The sequence below is a fragment of the Mesorhizobium sp. M2A.F.Ca.ET.043.02.1.1 genome (assembly GCF_003952405.1).
In the GTDB taxonomy this organism is placed as follows: Bacteria; Pseudomonadota; Alphaproteobacteria; order Rhizobiales; family Rhizobiaceae; genus Mesorhizobium.
On sequence record NZ_CP034445.1, the window covers coordinates 1,098,722 to 1,122,845 of the forward strand.

A 24,124-nucleotide genomic window follows, 5' to 3' on the forward strand; every position below is an offset into this window, starting at 1 on the left:
TCTCAGGCCTTTCTCGACTGGTTGTAGCGGTGGTCGACATACTCAGCGAGGGCGAGCACGATCAGCACGATCGAGACCAGCACCAGCGTGAAATGATTGGGCACGCCAAGCCGCCTCGCCGCGCTCTCGCCGCCGATCGAAAGCACCGAAAGCAGGAACACGAAGCCAATCGCGGCAAAGCCATTCATGCGCGCGAGGAACACCGCCGGAATGACCGCCAGGCCGTAGGCGGGGTTCCAGTCGGCGCGGACATTGCCTTGCACGCCGATGACGTCGACGGCGCCGGCAAGGCCTGCAAGGCCCGCCGAAATGGCAAAGACGGCAACCGTCAGGCCAGGCACACCGAGCCCGGCATGAACCGCCGCGCGCGGATTGGCGCCGACGATCCTCAATTTCAGTCCGAACGCTGTCCGCGTCATCACCAGATGCACGATGATGATCGCCGCAAGTCCGAGCACGAGGCCGCTGGTGATGGTCGTGTCGAAGAGCCGCGGCAGCCTGTCTTCGACCGGCAAGGTACGCGTCTGCGGCACGGTCGTGCCGGGGTCGCGGAACACGAGCTTGACCAGCACGTTGGCGAGCGAGGTGCCGAGGAACGTCATCATCAGCGTGGTGATGATCTCGTTCACGCCCTGATAGGCGCGCAGCAGCGCGGGCAGCAGCGACCACGCCATGGCCACCACCATGGAGATCAGGAACGAACAGATCAGCGCCAGCCAGGCCGGCATAACCTGCACCAGGACGGGAGCGCTGGCGGCCGCCGTGACAGCCCCGAGCAGGAACTGGCCGTCGCCGCCCAGATTCCACATGCCGGCGCGAAAGGCCACGATCAGGCCGGCGGCGAGGAACAAGAGCGGCGCCATGCGCGTCAGCGTCTGCTGGATGCCCAGCGGCGAGAACAGCCCCTTCTCCAGCACGTAGCCGTAATAGGCGAGCGGATCGACGCCGACGGCAAGCAGGATGCAGCCGGCGATGATAAGGGCTGCAAGGATGGGCCCGAGCGTCATCAGCAGCCGGTGCAGTATATCGCGGCGGGTGGCGACGCCGCTCGTGGCGTCGAGTGCGTTGGCGCTGGCGCCGGGTGCGGTATCGATGCTCATGCGGCCAGTCCAATCATCAGGCGGCCGACCTTGGTGCGCGCGTCGTCGGCATTGGCGACGGTGCCAACCAGCGAGCCATTGGCGATGACGGCAATGCGGTCGCACATGCTGAGCAATTCCTCGAGGTCGGTGGAGATCAGCAGCACGGCAAGGCCGCGCGCCGCCGTGTCGCGGATGCGCTGGCGCGACGCAAGCGTGTTGGCGAGATCCAGTCCATAAGTCGGCTTGTTGAAGATCACCGCCCTGGCGCCTTCGGCCAGTTCGCGCGCCAGGAGCACCTTCTGGATATTGCCCCCCGAGAGCCGGGCGACAGGCGTCTTCAGGCTCGGCGTGCGAACATCGTATTCGCGCACCAGCTGGGCCGCGCGCCTGTCGATCTCGGTGCGTTGCTCGACGCCGCCGCGCCAGAAGGGCGAGGCGCCGACGTGCTTGAGGAAGAAGTTGATGGAGACCGGGAAACTGCCGACCGTGCCTTCGCCGAGCCGGTCGTCAGTCAGGTAGCGAAGGCCGCGCTGGCGGCGTTCGCCCACGCTCAGCGCCTCGATGGCGGCGCCTTCCAGCCGCACCGAACCGCCGGTCGCCGCACGCTGGCCGGCCAAGGCCTCCGCCAGTTGCTTCTGGCCGTTGCCGTCGATGCCGGCGATACCCAGGATCTCACCCGGGCGGATGTCGAAGGAAATCGACGACAGGCCCGGCGCGTTTTCGGTCGGCGCAACGGCGAGGTCGGCGACCTGAAGCAGCGGCGCGGCGTCGGCACGCACCGTGCGGGTGGGCCGCTCGGCGGCCTCCGGATCGTCCTTCTGCTTGCCGAACATCAGCTCCACGATTTCGGAGATGATCTCCTGCTCGCCGAGCGTGCGAAAACGCTCGGGTGGAATCTCGCCGACCTTGCGGCCGAGCTTCAGCACCGAGATGCGGTCACCGAAGGCCGCCGCCTCTTTGAGCTTGTGCGTGATGAAGACGATCGCCAGCCCCTGTCCGACGAGGCGGCGCATCAAGGCGCCGAGTTCCTCGATGCCTTTCGGCGTCAGCATCGAGGTGGATTCGTCGAGGATCAGCAGCCGGCTGTTGCGCACCATCGCGCGCAGGATCTCGACTTGCTGCTGTTCGCCGAGCGAAAGCTCCGACACCTTTGCGTGCAGCTTGACGCTGATGCCGAGGCTGCGGGTAATCTCGGCGACGCGCGCCTCCAGCTCCTCGGTCCTGGGCCGCTGCCACCAGGGCCCGCCGAGCAACAGGTTTTCCGCCACCGTCAGCGTCGGCACCAGCATCATGTGCTGGAACACCGTGCCGATGCCCAGCGCCAGCGCATGGCGCGGCGAAGTGATCGGCGTCGGCTTGCCGTCGACCAGGATGCGCCCCTCATCCGGCTGCTGCAGTCCCGACAGCATGCCGATCAAGGTGGACTTTCCCGCGCCGTTCTCGCCGAGCAGCACATGCACCTCGCCGGGACGGATCGACAGGTCGATGCCGTCATTGGCGACGATGCCGGGAAAGCGTTTGGTCACGCCTTCGAGCGCGACGATGTCGCGCTTGTCGGCAGGCGGTGAAGACAGACTGCTCATGAAAGCCCAGCACTGGAAAAACGGGAAATGTCCGGAGGGGAACCGATCGCCCCTCCGGAAGCCGACAGGTCGCCGCCTTACTGGGCGACGCTCGTCATCAGCGCCCTGACGGCGGCGGCGTCATAGACCGGATCGACCTTGATCTTGCCGGAGATGACGTCGTCGCGCACCGCCTGGATTTCGGACCATACCTTGTCCGGGATCGCGGCGGTCTTCAAAAGCTTCACCGAATCGTCCTGGAGGCCGATCGAATAGTGCTTGGTGCCGAACGTGTCCGCCTTGATATCCGCGATCATCGCGGCGTAGACCGGCTCGATGTTCCACACCACCGACGACAGCAGGAAGCCCTTGTCGATGGGCGACTTGTCGCCGATGACGTCGATGAAATAGACCTTCCCGCCGTCGGTGGCCTTGGTCGTCTCGACCGCCTGCAACATGCCGAAGCTGGAGCCGTTGCCCTGGCCGAAGATGATGTCGGCGCCGGAGGCGATCACGCTTTCGGTCACGCGCTTGCCACCCGCCGCGTCGCTGTAGGCGGCCGGGCCGATCACCGCATAGGTGATCTTGACGTCGGGGTTCTCGGCCTTCACGCCCTGCGCGAACGCCGCCGACTGCGAGTTCCACGAAGGCGGTTCGCCGGACACGACGATGCCGACCGACTTCGAGCGCGACATCTTGGCGGCAAGACGGCCGGCGAGATAAGCGCCCTGGTGGCCGCTCAGCGTGTAGTCGGCGACGAGACCTTTCTCCAAGCCATTCGGCGTGTCGACGATCGCCACCGGAACCTTCAACTCCTTGGCGATTTCAGGCGCAGACGTGTTGTAGCCGCTGGCATGCGCGATCAGCAGGCTGGCGCCGTCTGACGCGAGTTCGCGCAGCGTCGGACGAACGTCGCCATAGCCGAGGCCCTGGGCCACGACCACTTCGACGCCGGCTGCCTTGCCCGCCGCCTTGGCGGCATCGATGCCCTGCTGGTTCCAGCCGTAATCGGTGCCTTCTTCAGGCGTCAGGATGGCGATCGAATTGACTTCGCCAGCAAGCGCCCCGCCGAGCAAGACGCCGCTCAGTATAATTGCACTCACACTGCACTTAAGAAGCTTTAACATGTTACCCTCTCTGTTTGATTCACCAATCAATATTCTTGTTGTTATTGCGCAGAAGCGAGATAGACTGCCTGAGAAAAATTTACCCATGGAGCTCAGGCAAAGTGAAGATTCGTTATGTCCTCCCGGCGATGCTGGCGTTCACATCCTTCGCCAGCGCGGTTGAGTTGCACCACGTCATCGTCCGCAAAGGCACCGACGGGCTCGACATGGTGCCGTTGACGATCTCGAATGCGGGCAGTGAAGGACTGTCGTGCAATGCCGACTTCGCCCACTGGTATTCGGCCGGGATTACGACGGTCGAGCCGGGCAAGAGCGCCTGTGTCGAGCTCTGGTTCGACCCGAAGACGGGCACGTTCACCATCCTCAACGACAAGCGCGAGAACCTGCCCGTCGAGCGGCTGTGGTGCGGCCTGTCGGGTCGTGTATATGCTACGCGGGCACAGATCACGCTCGACCGTGCCGCCGCGGCCGAAGGGAAGCGCGCCGTGTCCTGCCGCATGGAGCAGGACAGGCTCGCGTGCCGGTAGGCGCCCATCGATCCGTCGGCCCGCGACATGACGCGCCCTATTCCTTCGCCAGGAACTTGTCGGTGAAGACGTCGTCCGCCGACAGGGCCGCCTTGAGCACGCCCTGATCGGTGAGCGTCTTCAGCGTTTCCTCCCACTGCGTCTTCGTCATCCAGCCGAGGCCGTGTTCCTTTGTGTCGGGGCTGGTGAAGGTCGACGCGATGTCGGCGTTGATCTGCGCCAGCAGCACATCCTTCTTGTCCGCATAGCCTGGAGCCGCCTTGGCCGTGATCTCGGCGGCCTCTTCCGGATGGGCGACGACATAGTCGAAGGCTTCCCGGTAGGCTTTGACGAAGCGGGCAACGACATCCGGCTTGTCCTTGATCATCTTCTCGGAGGTGAACAGACCGGAGCCGTAGGCCTTCCAGCCATGGTCCGCGCCCATCATGATGCTGAGCGAGCCAGGACCGCCGGCCTTGGCCTCCAGCTCGGGAACCTCGGCGTCGACATAGCCGACCACAGTCTGGACCCGGCCGAGGAGAAGATAGCTCTCATAGGGCGGCGAGACGCTGTTCAGCGTCATGTCCTTCTCGGTCAGGCCATTGGCCGCGAGGAAGCCCTTGAAGAAGATGTAGGTCGAGCCGGCCGGATGAATGCCGATGGTGAGCCCCTTGAGATCGGCCGGCTTGGTGAGCTTGATCGTCTTGGCCAGCGAGATGATAGCCAGCGGTGACTGCTGGTTGACGGCGGCCACCGCGACCACCGGGACATTCTGCGACCGGGCCACGGCGAGCGTGGGAAGATCGCCGAAGCCGAAATCCGCGTTCTCATTGCCGACCAGCCGCATGGCGTCGGGCGAGCCGGAGCCCTTGCGGATTTCGGCGACGTCGATGTCGTTCTCGGCGAAGAAGCCTTTTTCCTTGCCGACGAAGAACATGGCGTGGTTGCCGCGCACCACCCAGTCGAGCTGGACGTTGACCTTGTCGGCCGCAAAGGCCGCGCCCGAGAAGCCGAGTGTCCCGACACACGCCGCAAGCGCGGCTGCCTTGATGAGTGAGCGTCTGAGCATTTTTGTTCCCTTTTTCATTGGTTTGAGAGCGGACCTACGACTGGCTGAATTTCGGCGCCCACGGCACCACGATGCGTTCGAGAATCTCGGCTGCGTAGTAGAAGGCGATGCCCAGCACCGAAACGAGCAGCAGCGCCGCGAAGACAAGCGCAGTGTCGAGCTGTGTCGAGGCGAACTGGATGACGTAACCGAGCCCGTCCGAGGCGCCGGCGAATTCGCCGACGATGGCGCCGATGACGCTCAGCGTGGCGGCTATCTTGGTCCCGGCCATCAGGTTCGGCAGCGAATGCGGAACGCGTATCCTGAACAGGATCTGCGTCGGGCTGGCGCCGACCGAATTCATCAGCGACAGCAGCGAGCGGTCGACCGCCTGCATTCCCGCCAGCATCGACAACGTCACCGGGAAGAAGGCGATGACCAGGATCAGACCGATCTTGGGCGCGAGCCCGTAACCGAACCAGAGGATGAAGATTGGCGCCAGCGCCACCTTGGGCACGTTCTGAAACAGCACCACCAGCGGGTATAGCGCCCGCCCCAGCCAGTCGAAGCGCACGATGACCAACGCGATGGCGATGCCCATCACGACGGAGACAAGGAAGCCGAACAGGATCTCGCCCGCCGTCACCAGCGTCGCCTGCATCAGCGTTGCCCATTGCGCGACCAGCGATTGCGCGATCTCGGTCGGAGCAGGAATGATGAAGGCTGAGATGGCGAAAACTCGCACCACGGCTTCCCACACCACGATCGTCGCCAGCAGAAGGATGACCGCTGGGAGCCAGCTGCCTGTCGCCTGACTCCAGCTCGAGGCAAGCCGCGACTCCGAGAGATTGGTGATGGGTTGATCGCTCATGACGCGCCTCCCGGTTGATGGCTGGCGCGCAGCATGGTGCGCAGTTGAACCACCAGCCTGACGAACTCGGGATCTTCCGTCACCGACAGATCCCGCGGATAGGGCAGCCCGATGTCGAGGCTTTCGGTGATCCGCCCCGGCTTGATGCCCAGCACGTGAACATGGCGGGACAGATGAATGGCCTCGTCGATGGAGTGGGTGACGAGCACGATCGTCTTGCCGGTGCGCTGCCATATCTCCAGCAGCGACTGGCCCATCTGGTCGCGGGTAATGGCGTCGAGGGCGCCGAACGGCTCATCCATCAGCAGCACCGCCGGATCGAGCGCGAGCGCCCGCGCGATGGCGACCCGCTGGCGCATGCCGCCGGACAGTTCATTGGGGCGCTTGTGGGCGCTGTCGCCCAACCCCACCAGCTCCAGCATCTCCTGGCCGCGCGCCCGCAACTGCGCGCGCGAGAGCGACTTGTCGGCAATGCCAAGCAGCATCGACGCGTTGTCGACGGCATTCTTCCAGGGAAGCAGGTTGGCCTCCTGGAAGACGAGGCCGATCATGCGCTTGCGCGCCGCCTCGACTGGCGAAACCCCGGCGATCGAAACGCTGCCGCTTGTCGGATCGACGAGCCCGGCCAGAATCTTGAGCAAGGTGCTCTTGCCGCAACCGGAAGGGCCGATGAGGGAGACAAACGATCCCTTCGGTACCGAAAGATTGATGTTTTGCAGAACCAGTTGCTTGGCCAGCGTCACCGAAACGCCTTGGGCGGAGATCAGGTCGTCATGGTGGCGGATATGGGCCGGCCGGCCGCCTGCTGGTCGAATGGGTTCAATGCGCATGGCTTGCCCCTCCATGCGGCACCCAAATCCGGCCGGCCTTGTGAGCATGATAGGCCATCGGCTACTCCCGTCCTTCCAGGATGCGCCGCACCGCGACGAGCTTGCGCGCCCGTTCGCCTTGCAGCGCCTTGATCTGCTCGGGCGTGTAGGAGAACATCCCCTCGCCAGACTTGATGCCGAACTTCGACGCGTTGGTCTTTTCCAGCACCATCGGCGCGACATCGTCGCGGTTGGAAAGATCGGCGTTGAGGAAGGACGAGACGGACTTGTAGATATCGAGGCCCGCCATATCGAGCAGCGCCATCGGCCCGACCACGGCGATCTTGTAGCCGATGCCCCAGGACACGCAGGTGTCGAGGTCTTCCGGCTCGATGACGCCGCGCTCGACAAGGTCGACCGCCTCGCGCAGCAGCGCATAGAGCACGCGGTTCTCGACGAAACCCGGAACGTCCTTCTTCACCACCACCGGCAGCAGGCCGATCGAGCGGATCAGGTCGCGGATCGTCGCCACGGTTTGCGGCGCGGTCTTCTCGCCGGCGATCACCTCGATCATCGGGATGATGTGCGGCGGGTTCGACCAGTGCATGCCCACCATCCGCTCCGGATGCGAGATATTCGCCTGCAGCTTGGTGATCGGGATACCCGACGTGTCGGACGCCACGATCGTGTCCGCCGCTATCAGCCCATCGATGGCGCGATAGACATCGGCCTTGATCGAAATGTTCTCGGGAACGTTCTCGATGACCAGGTCGGCGCCCGATACCGCGTCGGCTATGTCATCGGTGAAGCGAACCGTTCCGGCGCCGGCCGGGGGCGGCGCGATGCCCAGGGAATCGAGCACGGCTTCGGCCACGCCCAGCATGGTTCCAGCCCGCTCGACCGCCGCCGGAGCGACATCGTAGGCCACGACCTGAAGGCCACCTCTGGCGAGCCGCGCGGCCATGCCGGGCCCCATCGTGCCCAGACCAATGATGGCGATACGTTGGATCATCACGCTGCCCTGCTTTCGGTTGCTGCTTTTGTTTCCGCGACAAGGTCGGCGGCCTTCTCGGCAATCATGATCACTGCCGCGTTGATGTTTCCGCAGACGAGGTCGGGCATGACGGAAGCATCCACCACGCGCAGGCCATCGACGCCGCGAACTCGCAGTTGCGGATCTACGACCGAGGCCGCGTCCGCGCCCATCCGGCAGGTGCCGGCCGGATGATGCACGGTGATGGAGGTCTTGCGGATATGCTCATCGATCTCGTCGTCGCTCTGGCACTTGGGACCGGGGAAGAACTCCGCCTCGATGAAAGGCTGCATGGAAGGTTGCGCCGCGAGATCCCTTGCCACCCGGAAGCCGGCCCGCAGCGATTGCCAGTCCTTCGGCGAGGCCAGGAAATTCTGGTGGATCAGGGGCGCCGCGGAAGGATCGGCCGAGGCGAGTTTCACCGCGCCGCGACTCTCGGGCTGCGTGGCCACCACGCGCGTTGCGAAACCATCGGGAAACGGTTCCTTGAATGGCCTGAAATAGGGCCATGCGGCGAGTGGAGCCGCAGTGAAGAGCAGTTGCACATCCGGCAACGGCCGGTCCGGACCGCTTTTCAGGAAGGCGACGACCCCGCCGGGCACATCGCCCGAAAAACCGCGCCCCGTAAGGTAGGTCTTGGCGAAATCCAGCCCGATGCGATCGGCGCGCATGTTGTGCAGGAACGGCCCCGTGCCGCGGCGTCGGTACATGAGAATGACCGAGACGTGATCCTGCAGGTTCTTGCCGACCGCGGGCAGGTTGACGCGTGTCTGGATGCCGTGCGCCGCAAGCTCGTCCGGCGCCCCGATGCCGGAAAGCATGAGCAGTTGCGGCGTGTTGATCACCCCGCCGGAAAGCAGCACTTCCCTGCGTGCGATGACCGTCCGTTCACTGCCGCGATGGTTAATCGTCACGCCGGTGGCGCGCGTGCCTTCCAGGATGATCTTGGTCGCCGTCGCTTCGGTGAGGACGGTGAGATTGGGCCGCCGCAGGACCGGCCGCAGATAGGCCGACGCGGTCGAGCTGCGCCGCCCCTTGGAGATCGTCATCTGCAGGCGGCCGAAGCCTTCCTGCCGCTCGCCATTGTAGTCGTCGGTCTGCGGGTAGCCTGCCTGCACGCTGGCCTGCGCAAACGCCTCGATCAGCGTGTCCTTGTAGCGGCAGAACTGGGTATTCACCGGACCGGACCCGCCGCGAAAGCGACTCTCGCCCCCTTCCCAGCTTTCCTGTTTCCGGAAATAGGGCAGGACCTTGTCATACGACCAGTCGCTTAGCCCGCTGGCGGCCCAGCGGTCGTAGTCGCCGCGATTTCCGCGCACATAGGCCATGGCGTTGGTCGACGACGATCCGCCGATGACCTTGCCGCGCGCGCACTCGACCCTGCGCCCGCCGACATTGTCCTCCGGCTCGCAGAAATACATCCAGTCGTGCCGGCGCTCGGTCAGGATCTTGCCCCATCCAAGCGGTATGTGGATCATGGGGTCGCGGTCCCAGCCGCCGGCCTCGAGCAACAGCACCGAGCATCCCGGATCGGCGCTCAGCCGGTTGGCGAGCACGCAGCCGGCCGATCCGGCCCCAACGATGACGTAATCATAAGTTTGCGCGTGCTGCATGATGCGTTTCATTGCCTTCGTCCGGCGCCCGGGGCGCCAGTGAACTGTTGAAACCGAGCCTGGAAATCCCGGCACGGGCCGAGATCGCCTAGTCATTCCACAAGGCGGCCGGCACTAGAGCAGGCCAGCCTCTCTCAGGCGCTGCGACCAGTGGTTCCACCCGCGGTCGATCTGGGCGCCGACGAGCTTTCCCGCCGTCTTGATCTCGCCCGGCGACAGATACTTGATCTTGCCGATCTGCAGGCCGGCCGTAAGCGCCTTCGCTTCCTGCTCGAGATAGAAGGCGCGGAAGACGACCTCGCGCACGGAGTTGCCGACATTGACGACGCCGTGACGCGCCATGAGGACCACGGTGCTGCCGCCGAGGCTTTCGGCAATATCCGCGCAGACATCGGGGCTGCCGCCGAAGAGGTCCGTCTCGTCGCCGTGCTTGTCGCGGATCTCGTAGACCGGGACGGACTCGCCGATGAAGGCCCCCATATGGGTGACCGGCCGCAGCGGCGTGTCGACGAAGCAATAGGGCAAGACGGCCGGCGAGTGGGTGTGGAGCACGCACTGGACGTCCGGCCGCGCCTTGTAGATTTCGCTATGAATATAGCGCTCCAGATAGGAGGGGCGGTTATCCGACGTCTCGCCGCTGAGATTGAAACGCTGGATGTCGTCCACGGTTATCAGGCTCGGCGCGAGCTTCTGACCCAGAAAGAAGCTTTCGGGGTCCTCGGGGTCGCGGACGCTGATATGCCCGAACGTGTCCATGATGCCTTCGTGCAGAAGTATCTTCGTCGCCGTGACCAGTTCTTCGAAGACCTTCTGGCGCACGGGGTTGTTGTCTTTCATTCCAATTCTCCCATTACGCGGCGATGGCGGCCATTTTTATTCTTGTTGTCGGCCGCCCGCGCCACGGTTTCACTTGTTCTCGTAGATACCGACGATCCGGTTCTGCTCGATGATGTTCCCGGCATATTTCTGCAGGAACTCTTCCCTGGTGGGGGTGCCTTCGACCTTCGTGTCGAGCGCATAGATCCAGAAGTAGTAGTGATGCTCGCCATGGCCGGCGGGCGGCTGCGGCCCGTAATACTGCTTGTCGCCTGCGCCGTTGGGTCCGACGCGGAACTTTTCCTGCGCGTCCGAAAGATCGGTGGTCGAGGGATCGATGCCGTAGACGACCCAATGCGTGAAACCATTGGCCAGGGGCGCGTCCGGATCATGACAGATCAGCGCCAGTTCCTTTGTTCCTGCAGGAACCCCGCTGATGCTGAGCCTGGGCAGCACGTTGCCCTTGTCGCCTGCGTGTTCGTCGCGCAGTCTTCCGAGCGGCTGGAAATCCGCCGACGTAATCTTGAGGTCCTTGATGTTCAGGGGCATTTAATCTCGTCCTTCAGCAATTCGATCGAACTAGACGCCGGCCTTGAGGTCGGCGACGGATTTGCCCCCGACGCGCTGATGCACGCGCGGGCCCGATGCGACCGCAACGCAGATCAAGAGCTCGTCCGGGCGCGGCGCGTCCGGCACCGAAAAAGTCACGGCGTCGTAGTGGGAACGGATGTAGAGCTCGTCCTTGTGGGCAAGCGGAATATCGATGGTGGTGCCGGCAACGGCGACCTTGCTGACCGACGAGATCCAGGCTTTGCCGCCGCCGACCTGCAGGCGCAGCGGATCGCCGAACACGGTGGTGATGCAGGCGACCACATGCTCCTGCTCGCCGGCCGTGCCCGCGATACCGCCCTTGCCATAGCTCTCGACCGGCCTGTTGCCGAGCAGCGCCACGGCGCGTTCGCCCAGCGCATGGCCGATAGCCGAACTCGGATTGGTCAGATCGGACAATTCGGCGACGTACTTTCCGGCGAACGGATTGCGTATGACAACCCCAGTCGCGACCTTGACGAGGGTCTCGCCAGGCGTGCCGCCGTCATGCCGGCTTTCCTGGACCGAGGCGTACCATCCCCTGACATCGTAATCGCGCTCGACTTCACTGGAATAATTCATCTCTATCTCCTGAAGGGAGCGCGCATCTTTCGCGCGCCCCGATTAATTCTTTGACCGGTCCGCCCGAGCCCTATTGCGGCCATGAGTAGACACGGCGCAGCGGGTCGAAGCGCGCCGCTTCGAGCGCGGCCGGCGTGAACATGTTTCCCTTGGAAAGCGAGCGGTTCGCCGCATAGTCGCCCGACAGGGCCTGGCAGCGATCCGTGATTGGGCGAATACGCGTCTCCCAGGCGAGGAGCGCGTCCTCGACCGAAGCGCCCTCCTCCAGGTCCTGCGACAGGCTGAAGGCGTTGACCATCGCGCAACCGGCGCCCTGGGCAAGGGCCGGGCACATCGCATGCGCGGCGTCGCCCACCAGCGCCACCTTGCCTCTGGTCCAGCTGTCCAGCTTGTTCGTCTGATACGTGTCGTACCGCGCAGTCTCGAGCTTGGCGGCTTCGACCAGGCATGGTTCAAGGAACGGGAACATCTCGACCCAGACCTCGAGGTCGAGCGGAACTTTAGACCCACGCGGATCGGCGGCCGGCGCCATCAGACCCAGGTACAATTCGTTCTCGTTGCAGGGCGAGTAAAGGATACGCTGGACGCGCGGCCAGAAGTTCCACATGTCGATGGTGTTGTCCCACTCGCCGTGGCCGAGTTCCTTCTTCTTGCGCGGGACGATCAGCCGGATAATTCCATCCTTCGACGTCCAGCGGTCCTGCTTGAACCCTATGGAGTCCCTGACTTTGGAGCCCACGCCGTCCGCTCCGACGATCAGGTCGGCTTCCAGAACCTCGCCGGTCTGCAGGGTCAGGCGGCCTTCCGGGTCGGCGGCGACCGCCTCGGAATCGACGCGAATATCGACCCCCAGGGCACGAGCGCGGCTGACGAGAGCATTGTGCAAATGGCTGCGCGTCATGATGCGCCAGGGAAGGCCGTTGAACGTCTCCCTGGAGATCGACTTGTTATGCATCCAGGTTTCGTAGGTAGGAGGCGTGTGCGACCCCAGGAGAACATCGTCCAAGGCGCCCAGCCCTTCGAGCACGCGGAGGCCATTGTGCCAGAGATAGATGCCTGCGCCGAACGCCCGAAGCTCGGAGCTTTTTTCGTGCAACCTGACCTCCCAGCCGTTCTGCTTGAGAGCGATGGCGGCCGTCAGGCCGGCAAAGCCCCCTCCGGCGACCTCCGCGCGACGCGTCTTGCCCGGAGTTTTGTTTACATTGGCCATTTTCTATCCTGATGCTGCGTACAAGAAGACGGCGCGACGGGCCGTCAGGCGTCGATGAAATTGGTGATGGCTTTCAGCGTGACCTCGGGACACACTTCGTTGACGTAGTGGTCGGCTCCCGGGACGACCACCACGGGCAGATCGGGCCGCAACCGACTGGTCTTTGCCAGCGCCGCCGCCGAAACCAGCTTGCTCTCTTCGCCGCGGACGATGAGGACGGGCTTCGCCACGTCGCGGTACGCCTGCGTCAGGTCCGCGCGAAGGCCCTTGGCGGTTTGAGCCATTGCCGAGGGCGACGCCAGCGGACGCAGACCGCCTTCGACCTGCCGATAGCCGCTCTCTGCTCTGATCCTGATGGGGTCGGCGGGAATATTCGGATAGCGGCCCGCGAGATATTCCTGGACGGCCTCGACATCCCTGAAAATCCGGTCTCCGGCGTTCACCCGGCTCTCCAGGGCATCGAGCGCTTCGGTCTCGATATAGGGAGTGAAGTCGATCGCGATCACGGACCGCACCAGCTCCGGATTTCTCGCCGCCGCGGTGACGGAGTTTCTGGCGCCGAGTGAATGCCCGACGAGGATGGCAGGCCCCCGGCCGAGCGTGCGTATCAGGCTGGCGATGTCGTCCGCGTAATCATTCGCCTCGTAGCCGCTTTCGGGCTTGTCGCTGAGGCCATGCCCTCTCTGGTCGACAGCTACGGTCGTGAAGCGGGCCGAAAGCTGCGCCATCAACGGCGCGAACACCGCGGAGTTGGACGTTATGCCGTGGAAAAACAGCATCAGCGGACCGGTGCCGATCTCGCGCACGTTCAAGACGATGCGGCCGGCGTCCACACGTCGCGAACCAACCTGGCTGGAAAGTACGTCTGCCACCACGTTTATGATCCCCGGCGCTGCTGCTTTCTTGCGTAAAAGGATCATACAACCACGAGGGCGTCAACCTGGATTGTCTGACATTCTTGCAATCTTAAAAGTTGACAATCTACCTGTTCCCGCTGTCCAATGTTCGCCACCTCGCATATGATGCGCGAGATTCCGACCCTGAGCCCACGAGACGCAACCGATGCCGCCCGAACTGAATTTGCGGATTTCGCCACGCACAGTGCAGCAAGAGACTGTCGACAAGCTGCGACTCGCGATCCTGTCCGGCCTGTTTCAGCCGGGAAACCGCCTTATTGAAAGCCAGTTGTGTGCACAGCTCGGCGTCAGTCGCCCCTCGCTGAGGGAGGCATTGCGCAGCCTTGAGGCCGAACGCCTGATCGAGATTGTGCCCAATCGCGGGCCGTCGATACCGGCGCTTTCGTGGAGCGAGGCAACCGCAATCTACGAGGTTCGAGAGCTGCTGGAAGTGGAGGCGGCCGGACGATGCGCGTCAAGAATCACCACGGCACAGTTGCGTGAGCTCGAGAAATCGCTTGCCGCCTTCGAAGAAGCCGCCTCGAGCAATGACAGCCTGGCCCAGGTCATGACCGCGGCCGACTTCTATTCAATCATACTTGCGAATTGCGGCAATCCCATCCTCGAGGAAGTCCATCGCGGTCTGGTGGCCAGGATCAGCTTTTTCCGGGGACGCTCGATGTCTTTGGAGGGCAGAGCGCAAAGTAGCCTGGCGGAGATGCGGGAGATATACGAATCCATTGCCGCCGGCGACGAGAAGGCCGCCCGCAAAGCCTCGAAACGGCACCTTTTGAAGGCAAAAGCGGCGGCAAAGATGTCCATGAACAGCGAGAGTTGAGGTCTCCGAGGCGACGCTCGGCCGAAATCTTGAAATCCTCTGTTTCGGATCGCGCGTCTGCGGCACCGCTGGGCGCGCAACCATCGAGGTCTTGCGTTAATACGGAACTTGGGAGTGGAGATGACCAAGGGGATTGGCGGGCGCAAACCGGGTGCCGATGTCGTCATCGTCGGCGGTGGCTCGGCAGGCTCGTTGCTTGCGGCGCGGCTGAGCGAGGAGCCTGCCCGTCGCGTTCTGCTGATCGAGGCAGGCGAGGAGGCGACCGACCCCGACATTTGGAATCCGGCTGCCTGGCCCGCGCTTCAGGGCCGCAGCTACGACTGGGACTATCGGACGGAGCCGCAAGCCGGCACGGCGGGTCGGGTGCATCATTGGGCGCGGGGGCGGCTGATCGGCGGCTCGAGTTGCCTGCACGCCATGGGTTACATGCGGGGCCATCCCTGCGACTTCCAGGCCTGGGCCGACGCGACCGGCGATCACCGATGGAGCTGGAATGAACTGCTGCCGGTTTTCCAGGCCATCGAAAACCACCCGCTTGGCGGCGACGGCATCCACGGCAAGGGCGGGCCGTTGCCGGTCTATCTGCCGACAGACGAAGTAAGCCCGCTTGCCCGTGCCTTCATCGAGGCAGGCGCGTCGTTGGGTCTGCCTCGCCTTAAGGGTCACAATAGCGGAGAGATGATCGGCGTCACCCCGAACTCTCTGAACATTCGAGATGGACGGCGGGTTACGGTCGCCGACGCCTGGCTCACGCCGGCTGTCCGAAGCCGCGGAAATCTGACGATCCTGACGGGATCCCGGGTGCGACGGCTGATCTTGGACAGCAATCGCATGCGCAGTCTCGAAGTTGTGGGACGACACGGCAGCCTTTTGGAGGTCTTTGCGGATCAGGTTGTGCTCTGCGCCGGCGCGCTGGAAACTCCGGCTTTGCTGATGCGCTCAGGCATTGGTCCGCACGGTATACTCCAGGTCGCCGGCGTTGGCTGTTTGATCGATATGCCGGAAATCGGTCGAAACCTTCAGGACCATCTGCTTGGTGCCGGCAATCTTTATGCGGCCCGCAAGCCGGTTCCGCCGTCGCGCCTCCAGCATTCCGAATCGATGACCTATATGCCGGCGGCCGGGTTCGCCGTTACCGGGCAGCCCGAAATTGTCGTTGGCTGCGGCGTGGCACCGATCGTGTCCGAACGCTTTCAGGCGCCTGCCGCCGGCACGGCCTATTCGTTGCTGTTCGGTATCACGCATCCCACGAGCCGCGGCGGCATGCGGATAAGCGGGCCGGAGCTCGATGACCGGTTGATCATCGACCCCGCATATCTGCAAACCAGCCAGGATCGAAAACTGTTCCGACAGGCTCTGGCGGCGGCACGAGAGATCGGCCATCGAGACGAACTCGCCGATTGGCGAGAGCGCGAGCTTCTGCCAGGTGCTCTGAATGGTGAGGCGGAGATCGACAATTTCATCGCGCAGTCGGTCATCACGCACCATCATCCCTGCGGCACCTGCAGGATGGGCAAGGACGTGGACGCCGTCGTCAATGCGAACCTACGGCTCAAGGCGCTTGACAATCTTTTTGTCGTGGACGCGTCGGTTATGCCCAATCTCACCGCGGGACCGATTCATGCTGCGGTCCTCGCGATCGCCGAAACCTTCGCGCGATGGCACCGGGCGCCGCTATGACCATCGCGCTGGACGCAACGACTGGCGCGAGCGGGACAGCGCCCGGCCCGCCGCGAATGATGTTCGCCCGGTGGAACGGCGCGATCAGCTCCAGGCGTGCAGCGGCGGGTTCTCGCCATTGAGGAAATACTTGCCGAGGATCGAATATTTCCAGCGCACCGGATCGTGCAGCGTGTGGGTGCGCGCATTGCGCCAGTGGCGGTCGAGATTGTGCTCGGCGAGCGTCGAGCGAGTGCCGGCCAGTTCGAACAGCTTGTTGGTCGCCGCGATGGCGATCTCGGTCGACAGGATCTTCGCTTCCGCGGTGACGATCTGCGCATGCGCCACCGTCTCGGCGGTCGGCTCGGCGACTGCCCGATCGATGGCGTGGCCGGCCTTTTCGAGCAGCGCCTGCGCGGCGTGCAGGCGAAGCGTCAGGTCGCCGATGGCCTGGATCGTGTAGGGATCGTCCCAGGCATTGGCGACGCCGCTGTCGATCCAGGCGCGGCTCCTGGTCCTGACGAAATGGACCGTTTCGTCGATCGCGGCCTGCGCGATGCCGGTGTCCACCGCCACCTGGATGATCTGGAAAATGGCTCCGTCTGCGGTCGGCTTGTCATAACCCTTATAGCCGGGCACGAGATGCGTCTTCGGCACCTTGACGTTGTCGATGATGACGGTGCCCGACAGCGTCGTGCGCTGGCCGAAGCTCGACCAGTCGTCGATCACGGTCAGGCCAGGCGCGCCGCGATCGGCGATCGCGTACCAGGCCCGGCCCTCGTCGTCGAGGGCCACGATCGGCACCAGATGGGCAAGCAGCGCGCCCGATGAATAGAATTTTTGGCCGTTGACGATGACATGGTCGCCGGCGTCGGTGAACTTCGTCTCGAAATCGGCGGCGCGCTTGGAGCCGAATTCGGAAAAGGCGTTGCCGAACCGCGTTCCCTTCAGCACTTCGGCAAACAGCAGCGCCTGCTGGTCCTTGTCGGAGACGGTGCGGATGGCCGCGACGACGCCGAGGTGGTTCTGCGCGATCTGGCCGATCGAGGAATCGGCGGCCGAGATGATCTCGATCACCTTGGCCAATGTGGCGTAGGACACCTCCGGTCCGCCGAACGCCTTCGGCACGTTGATCGACCATAGGCCGCTCTGCGAGAACTGGTCGAGCTCGGCCACCGGCCAGATCCGCTCGCGGTCGCGCTTGGAGGACTCCTTGACGAACTCGGCCGCGAGACGATGGGCGACCGCGATCGCTTCGGCATCATCCTTGATGATATGCGCGGCGGTGGCCGGGCGCAGCACAGGCGGCACGGCGGCCGCGGCTTTGTCGGTCTTGACGTTGGACACAGTCATTTCATGGCTCCTGGGGATTTCTATTCACACGACGGCGTGGAGATGGGTTGGTTGGGCGGCGGACGAAGGCTGTTGTCCGAGATAGAAGGCGCGCACATCCTCGCGCTGGCGCAGGCTGGCGGCGGCGCCGGAGAGAACCGAGACCCCGTTCTCGAGCACCGTCGCATGGTCGGCATAGCCAAGCGCGACCGCCGAATTCTGCTCGGCGACCAGGATCGACAGGCCGCTCTCGCGGTTCAGCTTCCTGAGCGTCTGGAAGATGTCCTGGACGATGAGCGGGGCAAGCCCCATCGACGGCTCGTCGAGGACGAGCAGCCGCGGTCGCGACATCAGCGCCCGGCCGATCGCCGTCATCTGCTGTTCGCCGCCCGAGGTCAGGCCCGACAAGGTCCGGCGCTTTTCCCTCAGGCGGGGAAAATAGGCGTAGATCCGTTCCAGGTCCCGATTGATCTCGGCGCGGCTGCCGCTGCGGCCGATGCCGCCCGAAACCAGATTCTCCTCGACGCTGAGGCTCTTGAAGCAGTGGCGGCCTTCCAGCACCTGGACGAGTCCGGCGCGCACCAGGTCGCCCGGCTGTCGCCGCGAGACGTCTCCGCCATCGAACCTGATGGAACCGGCGGTGATCTGGCCGCGCTCGGCCGGCAACAGGTTGGAGACGGCTTTCAGCGTGGTGGTCTTGCCGGCGCCGTTGGCGCCGAGCAGCGCCAGCATCTCGCCCTGCCTGATCTCGAAGCTGACGCCGTGCAACGCCGTGATGGCGTGATTGTAGGTGGCGTGGATATTGTCCACGGCGAGGATGACGTCATTGCCCGGCATCGGCATTTCCCTGATGTCTGCGAAAGTGGATGACCGGGCGTCGCAGAATAGTCCGGCGCCCGGTTCGTTGGATCAGTTAGTGGCGGCTACCGCGTCGGCATCGGCCGCGGTGCGCAGCTTGATGCCCTTCTCGGCGGCATAGGCCTCGGCCGACTTCTCGATGATCGGCCGCAGCAGCGACCAGTCAGGGGCGATCCAGTCGGAGACGACGTTCCACTTCTTGCCGTCCCACTGCTGGAAGGTCACGTAGCCTTCGCCTTCGTGGTTGTCCCAGCTGACATTGATGGAGTGAAACAGGTCCTTGGCGCCGAGCGCCTCAACCTTGGCCGGATCGAGCTTGAGGTGCTCGAAGCCCCAGCGCACCTCATCGCCGGTCAGCGTGCGGTGGCCGAACTTCTCCTGCGCGATGCGGATTGCCTCGACATTGAGGATGCCGTTGACGATGCCGAGATTGTGGTAGACCGAGCCGATGCGCGACTTGTCCTCGAGGTTGCCCTTGCCGGCGCCGTAGACGGTCTTCACGATCTCCTGCACCACCGGATAGGTGTTGCCCGAAGCCTGGGTGGTGATGGCGGTGTAGCCCTTGGCGGCGTCGCCGGCCGGGATGACGTCTTCTTCCGAATTCGACCAGACATTGCCGATGATGTGATCGACCGGATAGCCGACCTTGACCGCCGTCTTCAGCGCCACCGGGTTCATCACGCCCCAGCCGCGCAACACGACGAAGTCCGGCTTGGCGCGGCGGATCGTCAGCCACTGCGACTGCTGCTCGTTGCCGGGGTGCGGCACCTCGATCTGCTGCACGGTGAAGCCGTATTTCTGCGCCAGGAGCTCATAGATCGGGATCGTCTCCTTGCCGTAGGGCGAGCCGTGGTAGAGCACGACGATCTTCTTGCCCTTCAGCTTGTCGATGCTGCCTTCCTTGGCGGCGATGTAGTTCACGATGCCGGAGGTCTCGCTGTAAGGGTTAAGCAGCAGCGGGAAGACATAGGGGAAGACCCGCCCGTCGGTGGAGTCGGTGCGGCCGTGATTCACCGTGATCAGCGGCACCTTGTCGGCGGTGATGCGGTCGATCATGGCGTAGGCGATGCCGACCGACAGCGGGTTCCAGGCGGCGGCACCCGCGTGGCTCTTCTGACGCTCGTAGCATTCGACGCCGCGCTCGACCTCGTATTGGGTCTCGCACTCGTCCCAGGTCAGCTTGACGCCGTTGACGCCGCCGTCGCGGATGTTGATCAGGTTGAGGTAGTCGATGAAGCCGCCGAAGAAGCCGGTGCCGCCGGCCGCGTAGGGCCCGACGCGATAGCTCTGCAGCGGGAAATACTGCTCGTCCGCGTGGGCGGCCGGCAAGGCCACCGACACGGCCAGCGCCGCCGAGATGGCAACCGCCTTGACTGTGCTGAGGAAGGTCATGGTTCGAGGTTCTCCAATATGGGCCTTGGTTTGGCGCGGTTCATTTTCTGAATGCTTGCAGTGTTGGAGCGCGGAGCTGCCAAATGGTCTCAGCTCGATTGCCAGGCGAGCGAGAGCCGTCTTCGGACCCTGTCCCACAGGGCCACCAGCCCGTCCGGTTCCAGGATCAGAAAGAGGATGATGAGCGCGCCGAGCACGATGCGTTGGCTCATGTCGAGCACGCCGGAATCGAACAGGTCACCGAGCAGGAAGCCGCCAAGGCGCGACAGAACCAACGGGAAGACGACGATGAGCGCAGCGCCCAGGAACGCGCCTCGTATCGAGGCGAGCCCGCCGATGATGATGATGAACAGGATCTGGAACGAGCGGTCGAGGTCGAAGCCCGCCGGCTCCACTGTCCTCAGATAGGCGAACGCCCAGATGACACCGGCGACGCCGATGATGAAGGACGAGATGGCGAAGGCGAGCAGCTTCGTCTTCAGCACCGGAATGCCGATGATGCGCGCCGCCGTGTCGTTGTCGCGGATGGCGATGAAGTTACGCCCGGTCTGCGAGTTGACCAGCCGGTTGGTGAGAAACGTGAGGACGACGACCACGGTAAGCGCGAAGAGGTAGCGGCCGACCGCGCCGTCGAACTCGAAGCCCGCGATGGAGAGTTTTGGAGCATCGATGACGCCGGACGCGGAGTCGTTGGAGAACCAGCTGAACTTGGTCAGCGCCCATTGCACGAAGAACTGCGCGGCAAGCGTCGAGACCGCCAGGTAGAAGCCTTTCAGCCGCAGGCTGGGCAAGCCGAAGACGATGCCGATCGCGGCGGCCACGAGGCCGGAAAGGACGATGCTGGCGACGAGCGGCAGGCCTTCGACGCGCAGGTTGAAATTATAGGCGGCGAAAGCGCCGGCCGCCATGAAGGCGGCACTGCCGAGCGACACCTGGCCGGCATAGCCGGTGAGGATGTTCAGTCCCAGGCCCGCCAGGCTGAGCGCCAGGAAAGGCAGCAGGATCGCCTCGAACAAATACGAACTGCCGATCAGCGGGACGACGACATAGGCGAAGGCGATGAGGAGCAGCGGCGCCAGCCATTTCGGCAGGGTGGCGACCGGAGACAATTGCGTGGCGACGGCGCTCATCGTCAGACCCTTTCGACAAGCTTCTGGCCGAACAGGCCTGATGGGCGGATGAGCAGGAAGACGAGCGCCACGACATAGGCGAACCAGCTTTCTATGCCGCCGCCGAAATAGTCGCCGATATAGACCTCGGCGAGCTTCTCGCTGGCGCCGATCAAAAGCCCGCCGACAATCGCGCCGAGGATGGAATCGAAGCCACCCAGCACCAGCACCGGCAGCGCCTTGAGCACCACCAGCGACAGCGAGAACTGGACGCCGAGACGCGCGCCCCAGAGCAGTCCGGCCACCAGCGCGACGAGACCTGCCGCGGCCCATACGCTCGCCCAAATCAGCGGCAGCCGTAGCCCGACGGCTAGAGCCGCGAACTGGTCGTCGGCGACGGCGCGGAAGCTCAAGCCGATGCGGGTGTAGCGGAAGAGCAGCGACAACAAGAGCACCATGACCGCGGCCACCGCGGCGGCGAAGATGTCGAACTGGCTGATCAGCACGCCGCCGACTTCCAGCGGCACGTCCTCGATGCCGAGCTCGAGGCCGTGCACCTGCGTGCCCCAGATGAGCTGGGCGGCGCCTTCGATGATGTAGGAAAGGCCGAGCGTCGCCATGAACAGGATGATGGGCGGCTTGTTGGTGAGCGGCCTCAGCACTGTGCGCTCGATGCCGATGCCGAGCGCCACCATGATGGCGAAGGTGACGGCCAAGGCCAGCGCGAACGGCACGCCGCGCTCGACGAGGCTGACGAAGGTCAGCGCCGCGAACAGGAGCAGCGCGCCTTGCGCGAAGTTGAGCACGCCGGACGTCTTGTAGATCAGCACGAAGCCGATCGCGACCAGCGAGTACATGACGCCGGAGAGCAGACCGCCGGTCAGCACTTCGAGGAAGAACTGGTAGTCGAAGTCGCCGATCATATCCCTGCCCCGTCCTCATTGTCAGACGCGACGCCGAGATAGGCGTCGATGACGCGCTGATCATTCCTGACCTCATCCGGCGTGCCGTCAGCGATCTTGCGCCCGTAATCGAGCACGGCGATGCGGTCCGACAGGCCCATGACGACGCCGACATCGTGCTCGATCAGCACGACGGTGGTGGCGAAGCGGTCGCGCGCGGCGCGCACATAGGCCGCCATCTCGCTCTTCTCGCCCGCCGTCATGCCGGCCATGGGTTCGTCGAGCAAAAGCAGCCGCGGTTCGGCGACCAGCGCCCGGGCAAGCTCGGCACGCTTCTGCAGGCCATAAGGCAGCGTGCCGGCCAGCCGGTCGCGAACATCGGTCAGGTGCAGGAATTCGAGAACCTGATCGGCGCGCCCGCGCTGCTCCTGCTGCTGGCGGCGTGCGCGGCCGATGCCGAGGATCTGTCCGGCGAAGTTGGACCTTGTCCTGTAGGCAAGGCCGGACGCGACATTGTCGAGGACGCTGAGCCCCTTGAACAGAGCGAGGTTCTGAAAGGTGCGGGCGACGCCGAGATCTGCCAGCCGTTGCGTCGGGACCTGGGCATAGCGCGCGCCATCGAGACGGACATGGCCGCGATCAGGCCGGTAGACGCCGCTGATGACATTGATCAGCGAGCTCTTGCCGGCGCCGTTCGGGCCGATGATGGCGCGTATCTCGCCGGACCGAACCGACAGATCCACATCCGCCAGCGCCACCACGCCGCCGAAAGACAGGCCTATGCCCTCGAGAGCGAGAAGCGGCGCGGCATCTTCCGCCGCAGCCTGTCGAGACCTGTCGCCGTGAGCCTGCCGCTGAGCGGGCGGCAGCCCTTGCGCGAAGATCTCCGGCGCATAGACCGAAGCCTCGACCGCCCCGAAGGCTTGGTTTGATATCGGCATTCCATCGTCCCCAACTGTAGTGAAGGCACGCACGGTCCCTGCCGCGCGCCCGATCGGGCGTGCGGTTCATGATCGTCGGCTGGCCGGACGAGTTCCGGCCGGCGGCTGGCGTTGTTATTCGGCGGCGAGCGCCGCCGCGGCTTCCGCGTTTTCCAGCTCGCGCACGAGCGGAATGACGTGCTTGCCGAAATACTCGACCTCTTCCTGGAAATGCAGGAAGCCGAGCAGGATAAGATCGGCGCCGGCGCGCTTCAGATCGACGATACGCTCCGCCACCTGTTTCGGCGTGCCGATCAGGTTCGAGCGGAAACCGTCATTGTATTGCACCAGATCGTCGAAGGACGACTTCGCCCAGTTGCCCTCGCCTTCCGGCGAGGCCTTGCCGGCATTCTTGACCTCCTGGCCAAAGGCATTGACAGCCTCCGGATTGGCCTTGGCGATGATCTCGGCCAGCACCGCCTTTGCCTCATCCTCGGTCTCGCGCACTATGGCGAAAGCGTTGACTCCGACCTTCACCGAATGGTTGTTGGCTTTGGCCTTTGCCTGAATGTCGTCGACCTGCTTGGCGATCTCGGTCGGCGTGTTGCCATTGGTGAAATACCAGTCCGAAACGCGCGAGGCCATGTCGCGCGCGGCCCGCGACGAACCGCCCTGGAAGATCTCGGGCAACGGCTTCACCGGCTTCGGCTTCAGCGAATACTGGTTGAAGCGATAGAAATCGCCGCGGAAGGTGAAGCTGTCCTCGGTCCAGATGCCGCGCAGCGCGCGGATAAATTCTTCCGACCGCCGGTAGCGCTCGTCATGGTCGAGCCAATGCTCGCCGATGGCGTGGAACTCGCCGCGGAACCAGCCGGAGACGAGGTTGATGGCGACGCGGCCGTTGGTGAGATAGCTGATGGTGGCGAGCTGCTTTGCCGCCAGCGCCGGGTTCCACGGCCCCGGCAGGATCGCGGCGATCACCTTCAGGGTCTGGGTGGCGGCGAGCAGGTCGTGGCTGAACGATACCGACTCATGCTGCTCCTCGGCGCCGTAGCCTGCCGTGAAGCGGATCTGGCTCAGCGCATAATCGAAGCCCGCCTGCTCGGCGATCTGCGCCAGCTTGCGGTTGTACTCGGCCGAGTGGTTGGTCCTCTGCTCGATGTTCGAGATGACTAGGCCACCCGAGACGTTAGGCACCCAATAGGCGAATTTGACAGCGTCGCGATCATTCTGCGGCATGGAGATCTCCCGGTTTGGCCTGTCCCAACGATTGATCCGGACATGGCCGGATTTCGCCGCCATTATTAGTCTACTGAGTATATATACAAAGTAGGATTTTCCGTTTTGATAGCCCCGCCCGGACGGAAATAC

The 24,124-nt window shown here is 64.1% G+C and carries 23 protein-coding genes; 3 read left to right on the plus strand and 20 right to left on the minus strand.

The window, feature by feature from the left end:
• Positions 1–2: 2 nt before the first annotated feature.
• The 3 genes from EJ068_RS05155 to EJ068_RS05165 all read right to left on the minus strand — a co-directional run bounded on the left by EJ068_RS05155 (position 3) and on the right by EJ068_RS05165 (position 3,771).
• Positions 3–1,100: an ABC transporter permease gene (locus tag EJ068_RS05155; RefSeq protein WP_127386089.1), complete on the minus strand. Its 1,098-nt coding sequence runs from the start codon at positions 1,098–1,100 to the stop codon at positions 3–5.
• Entirely contained in the window at positions 1,097–2,665 is a 1,569-nt protein-coding gene (locus EJ068_RS05160) for an ABC transporter ATP-binding protein (protein WP_127253430.1), read from the minus strand. The genes EJ068_RS05155 and EJ068_RS05160 overlap by 4 nt, the downstream gene beginning before the upstream one ends.
• 77 nt (positions 2,666–2,742) lie before the next feature.
• On the minus strand, positions 2,743–3,771 hold the full coding sequence (locus tag EJ068_RS05165) for a BMP family protein (RefSeq protein ID WP_129554491.1): 1,029 nt from the start codon (positions 3,769–3,771) through the stop codon (positions 2,743–2,745).
• A 101-nt stretch (positions 3,772–3,872) separates the two neighbouring features.
• Between EJ068_RS05165 and EJ068_RS05170 the strand changes: the two genes are divergently transcribed.
• Positions 3,873–4,298 carry a hypothetical protein gene (locus EJ068_RS05170; protein WP_127253429.1) on the plus strand — a complete coding sequence of 142 codons (426 nt, stop codon included), beginning with the start codon at positions 3,873–3,875 and terminating at the stop codon, positions 4,296–4,298.
• A gap of 37 nt (positions 4,299–4,335) precedes the next feature.
• Here EJ068_RS05170 and EJ068_RS05175 read toward each other — a convergent pair whose 3' ends face one another.
• The 10 genes from EJ068_RS05175 to EJ068_RS05220 form a co-directional block, all read right to left on the minus strand.
• Complete coding sequence (locus tag EJ068_RS05175; RefSeq protein ID WP_127253428.1) at positions 4,336–5,346, minus strand: ABC transporter substrate-binding protein; 1,011 nt, start codon at positions 5,344–5,346, stop codon at positions 4,336–4,338.
• Positions 5,347–5,380: 34 nt separating this feature from the next.
• The gene (locus EJ068_RS05180) at positions 5,381–6,196 is read right to left on the minus strand and encodes an ABC transporter permease (protein WP_127253427.1); all 816 of its coding nucleotides are present in this window, start codon (positions 6,194–6,196) and stop codon (positions 5,381–5,383) included.
• A complete protein-coding gene (locus tag EJ068_RS05185) occupies positions 6,193–7,026 on the minus strand; it encodes an ABC transporter ATP-binding protein (RefSeq protein WP_127253426.1) in 834 nt (277 codons plus the stop codon). The genes EJ068_RS05180 and EJ068_RS05185 overlap by 4 nt, the downstream gene beginning before the upstream one ends.
• A gap of 61 nt (positions 7,027–7,087) precedes the next feature.
• A complete protein-coding gene (gene fhmpcd1, locus EJ068_RS05190; RefSeq protein WP_126083747.1) occupies positions 7,088–8,017 on the minus strand; it encodes a 5-formyl-3-hydroxy-2-methylpyridine 4-carboxylate 5-dehydrogenase in 930 nt (309 codons plus the stop codon).
• Positions 8,017–9,651, minus strand: coding sequence for a choline dehydrogenase (locus EJ068_RS05195; RefSeq protein ID WP_129554990.1), 1,635 nt, complete (start codon positions 9,649–9,651; stop codon positions 8,017–8,019). Before EJ068_RS05195 ends, fhmpcd1 begins: the two co-directional genes overlap by 1 nt.
• A gap of 114 nt (positions 9,652–9,765) precedes the next feature.
• Positions 9,766–10,488, minus strand: coding sequence for a class II aldolase/adducin family protein (locus EJ068_RS05200; RefSeq protein ID WP_127386090.1), 723 nt, complete (start codon positions 10,486–10,488; stop codon positions 9,766–9,768).
• 69 nt (positions 10,489–10,557) lie between these two features.
• The gene (locus tag EJ068_RS05205) at positions 10,558–11,016 is read right to left on the minus strand and encodes a YbhB/YbcL family Raf kinase inhibitor-like protein (protein ID WP_127252279.1); all 459 of its coding nucleotides are present in this window, start codon (positions 11,014–11,016) and stop codon (positions 10,558–10,560) included.
• A 30-nt stretch (positions 11,017–11,046) separates the two neighbouring features.
• Positions 11,047–11,637: an amino acid synthesis family protein gene (locus EJ068_RS05210; protein ID WP_127252280.1), complete on the minus strand. Its 591-nt coding sequence runs from the start codon at positions 11,635–11,637 to the stop codon at positions 11,047–11,049.
• A 70-nt stretch (positions 11,638–11,707) separates the two neighbouring features.
• A complete protein-coding gene (locus tag EJ068_RS05215; protein ID WP_127252281.1) occupies positions 11,708–12,847 on the minus strand; it encodes an NAD(P)/FAD-dependent oxidoreductase in 1,140 nt (379 codons plus the stop codon).
• 44 nt (positions 12,848–12,891) lie between these two features.
• Positions 12,892–13,767, minus strand: coding sequence for an alpha/beta hydrolase (locus tag EJ068_RS05220; RefSeq protein ID WP_281059014.1), 876 nt, complete (start codon positions 13,765–13,767; stop codon positions 12,892–12,894).
• Between the two features lie 142 nt (positions 13,768–13,909).
• On the opposite strand from EJ068_RS05220, the gene EJ068_RS05225 reads away from it, so the two are divergent.
• Together EJ068_RS05225 and EJ068_RS05230 are read left to right on the plus strand one after the other, a co-directional pair.
• Positions 13,910–14,581, plus strand: a complete 672-nt coding sequence (locus EJ068_RS05225; RefSeq protein WP_127252282.1) for a GntR family transcriptional regulator — start codon at positions 13,910–13,912, stop codon at positions 14,579–14,581.
• Between the two features lie 120 nt (positions 14,582–14,701).
• Positions 14,702–16,261, plus strand: a complete 1,560-nt coding sequence (locus tag EJ068_RS05230; protein ID WP_127252283.1) for a GMC family oxidoreductase — start codon at positions 14,702–14,704, stop codon at positions 16,259–16,261.
• An 84-nt stretch (positions 16,262–16,345) separates the two neighbouring features.
• Here EJ068_RS05230 and EJ068_RS05235 read toward each other — a convergent pair whose 3' ends face one another.
• From EJ068_RS05235 to sfnG, 7 genes are all read right to left on the minus strand, one after another.
• Positions 16,346–17,593 carry an SfnB family sulfur acquisition oxidoreductase gene (locus EJ068_RS05235; protein WP_127252285.1) on the minus strand — a complete coding sequence of 416 codons (1,248 nt, stop codon included), beginning with the start codon at positions 17,591–17,593 and terminating at the stop codon, positions 16,346–16,348.
• A 24-nt stretch (positions 17,594–17,617) separates the two neighbouring features.
• Positions 17,618–18,409: an ABC transporter ATP-binding protein gene (locus EJ068_RS05240; RefSeq protein WP_126081796.1), complete on the minus strand. Its 792-nt coding sequence runs from the start codon at positions 18,407–18,409 to the stop codon at positions 17,618–17,620.
• A gap of 72 nt (positions 18,410–18,481) precedes the next feature.
• Positions 18,482–19,822 carry an ABC transporter substrate-binding protein gene (locus tag EJ068_RS05245; protein ID WP_127252287.1) on the minus strand — a complete coding sequence of 447 codons (1,341 nt, stop codon included), beginning with the start codon at positions 19,820–19,822 and terminating at the stop codon, positions 18,482–18,484.
• Positions 19,823–19,911: 89 nt separating this feature from the next.
• Positions 19,912–20,952 (minus strand): branched-chain amino acid ABC transporter permease, encoded by a 1,041-nt coding sequence (locus EJ068_RS05250; protein ID WP_127252289.1) that lies wholly within the window; start codon positions 20,950–20,952, stop codon positions 19,912–19,914.
• A 2-nt stretch (positions 20,953–20,954) separates the two neighbouring features.
• On the minus strand, positions 20,955–21,851 hold the full coding sequence (locus tag EJ068_RS05255; protein WP_189342062.1) for a branched-chain amino acid ABC transporter permease: 897 nt from the start codon (positions 21,849–21,851) through the stop codon (positions 20,955–20,957).
• Complete coding sequence (locus tag EJ068_RS05260; protein WP_127252293.1) at positions 21,851–22,774, minus strand: ABC transporter ATP-binding protein; 924 nt, start codon at positions 22,772–22,774, stop codon at positions 21,851–21,853. The genes EJ068_RS05255 and EJ068_RS05260 overlap by 1 nt, the downstream gene beginning before the upstream one ends.
• A gap of 114 nt (positions 22,775–22,888) precedes the next feature.
• Complete coding sequence (gene sfnG / locus EJ068_RS05265; RefSeq protein WP_127252295.1) at positions 22,889–23,992, minus strand: dimethylsulfone monooxygenase SfnG; 1,104 nt, start codon at positions 23,990–23,992, stop codon at positions 22,889–22,891.
• Positions 23,993–24,124 lie beyond the last annotated feature (132 nt).

What these genes read in the sequence shown, in the direction of transcription:
- EJ068_RS05155 (WP_127386089.1), bottom strand. Translation starts at nt 1,100, where the DNA reads ATGAGCATCGATACCGCACCCGGCGCCAGCGCCAACGCACTCGACGCC.
- EJ068_RS05160 (WP_127253430.1), bottom strand. Translation starts at nt 2,665, where the DNA reads ATGAGCAGTCTGTCTTCACCGCCTGCCGACAAGCGCGACATCGTCGCG.
- EJ068_RS05165 (WP_129554491.1), bottom strand. Translation starts at nt 3,771, where the DNA reads ATGTTAAAGCTTCTTAAGTGCAGTGTGAGTGCAATTATACTGAGCGGC.
- EJ068_RS05175 (WP_127253428.1), bottom strand. Translation starts at nt 5,346, where the DNA reads ATGCTCAGACGCTCACTCATCAAGGCAGCCGCGCTTGCGGCGTGTGTC.
- EJ068_RS05180 (WP_127253427.1), bottom strand. Translation starts at nt 6,196, where the DNA reads ATGAGCGATCAACCCATCACCAATCTCTCGGAGTCGCGGCTTGCCTCG.
- EJ068_RS05185 (WP_127253426.1), bottom strand. Translation starts at nt 7,026, where the DNA reads ATGCGCATTGAACCCATTCGACCAGCAGGCGGCCGGCCGGCCCATATC.
- fhmpcd1 (WP_126083747.1), bottom strand. Translation starts at nt 8,017, where the DNA reads ATGATCCAACGTATCGCCATCATTGGTCTGGGCACGATGGGGCCCGGC.
- EJ068_RS05195 (WP_129554990.1), bottom strand. Translation starts at nt 9,651, where the DNA reads ATGCAGCACGCGCAAACTTATGATTACGTCATCGTTGGGGCCGGATCG.
- EJ068_RS05200 (WP_127386090.1), bottom strand. Translation starts at nt 10,488, where the DNA reads ATGAAAGACAACAACCCCGTGCGCCAGAAGGTCTTCGAAGAACTGGTC.
- EJ068_RS05205 (WP_127252279.1), bottom strand. Translation starts at nt 11,016, where the DNA reads ATGCCCCTGAACATCAAGGACCTCAAGATTACGTCGGCGGATTTCCAG.
- EJ068_RS05210 (WP_127252280.1), bottom strand. Translation starts at nt 11,637, where the DNA reads ATGAATTATTCCAGTGAAGTCGAGCGCGATTACGATGTCAGGGGATGG.
- EJ068_RS05215 (WP_127252281.1), bottom strand. Translation starts at nt 12,847, where the DNA reads ATGGCCAATGTAAACAAAACTCCGGGCAAGACGCGTCGCGCGGAGGTC.
- EJ068_RS05220 (WP_281059014.1), bottom strand. Translation starts at nt 13,767, where the DNA reads ATGATCCTTTTACGCAAGAAAGCAGCAGCGCCGGGGATCATAAACGTG.
- EJ068_RS05225 (WP_127252282.1), top strand. Translation starts at nt 13,910, where the DNA reads ATGCCGCCCGAACTGAATTTGCGGATTTCGCCACGCACAGTGCAGCAA.
- EJ068_RS05230 (WP_127252283.1), top strand. Translation starts at nt 14,702, where the DNA reads ATGACCAAGGGGATTGGCGGGCGCAAACCGGGTGCCGATGTCGTCATC.
- EJ068_RS05235 (WP_127252285.1), bottom strand. Translation starts at nt 17,593, where the DNA reads ATGACTGTGTCCAACGTCAAGACCGACAAAGCCGCGGCCGCCGTGCCG.
- EJ068_RS05240 (WP_126081796.1), bottom strand. Translation starts at nt 18,409, where the DNA reads ATGCCGGGCAATGACGTCATCCTCGCCGTGGACAATATCCACGCCACC.
- EJ068_RS05245 (WP_127252287.1), bottom strand. Translation starts at nt 19,822, where the DNA reads ATGACCTTCCTCAGCACAGTCAAGGCGGTTGCCATCTCGGCGGCGCTG.
- EJ068_RS05250 (WP_127252289.1), bottom strand. Translation starts at nt 20,952, where the DNA reads ATGAGCGCCGTCGCCACGCAATTGTCTCCGGTCGCCACCCTGCCGAAA.
- EJ068_RS05260 (WP_127252293.1), bottom strand. Translation starts at nt 22,774, where the DNA reads ATGCCGATATCAAACCAAGCCTTCGGGGCGGTCGAGGCTTCGGTCTAT.
- sfnG (WP_127252295.1), bottom strand. Translation starts at nt 23,992, where the DNA reads ATGCCGCAGAATGATCGCGACGCTGTCAAATTCGCCTATTGGGTGCCT.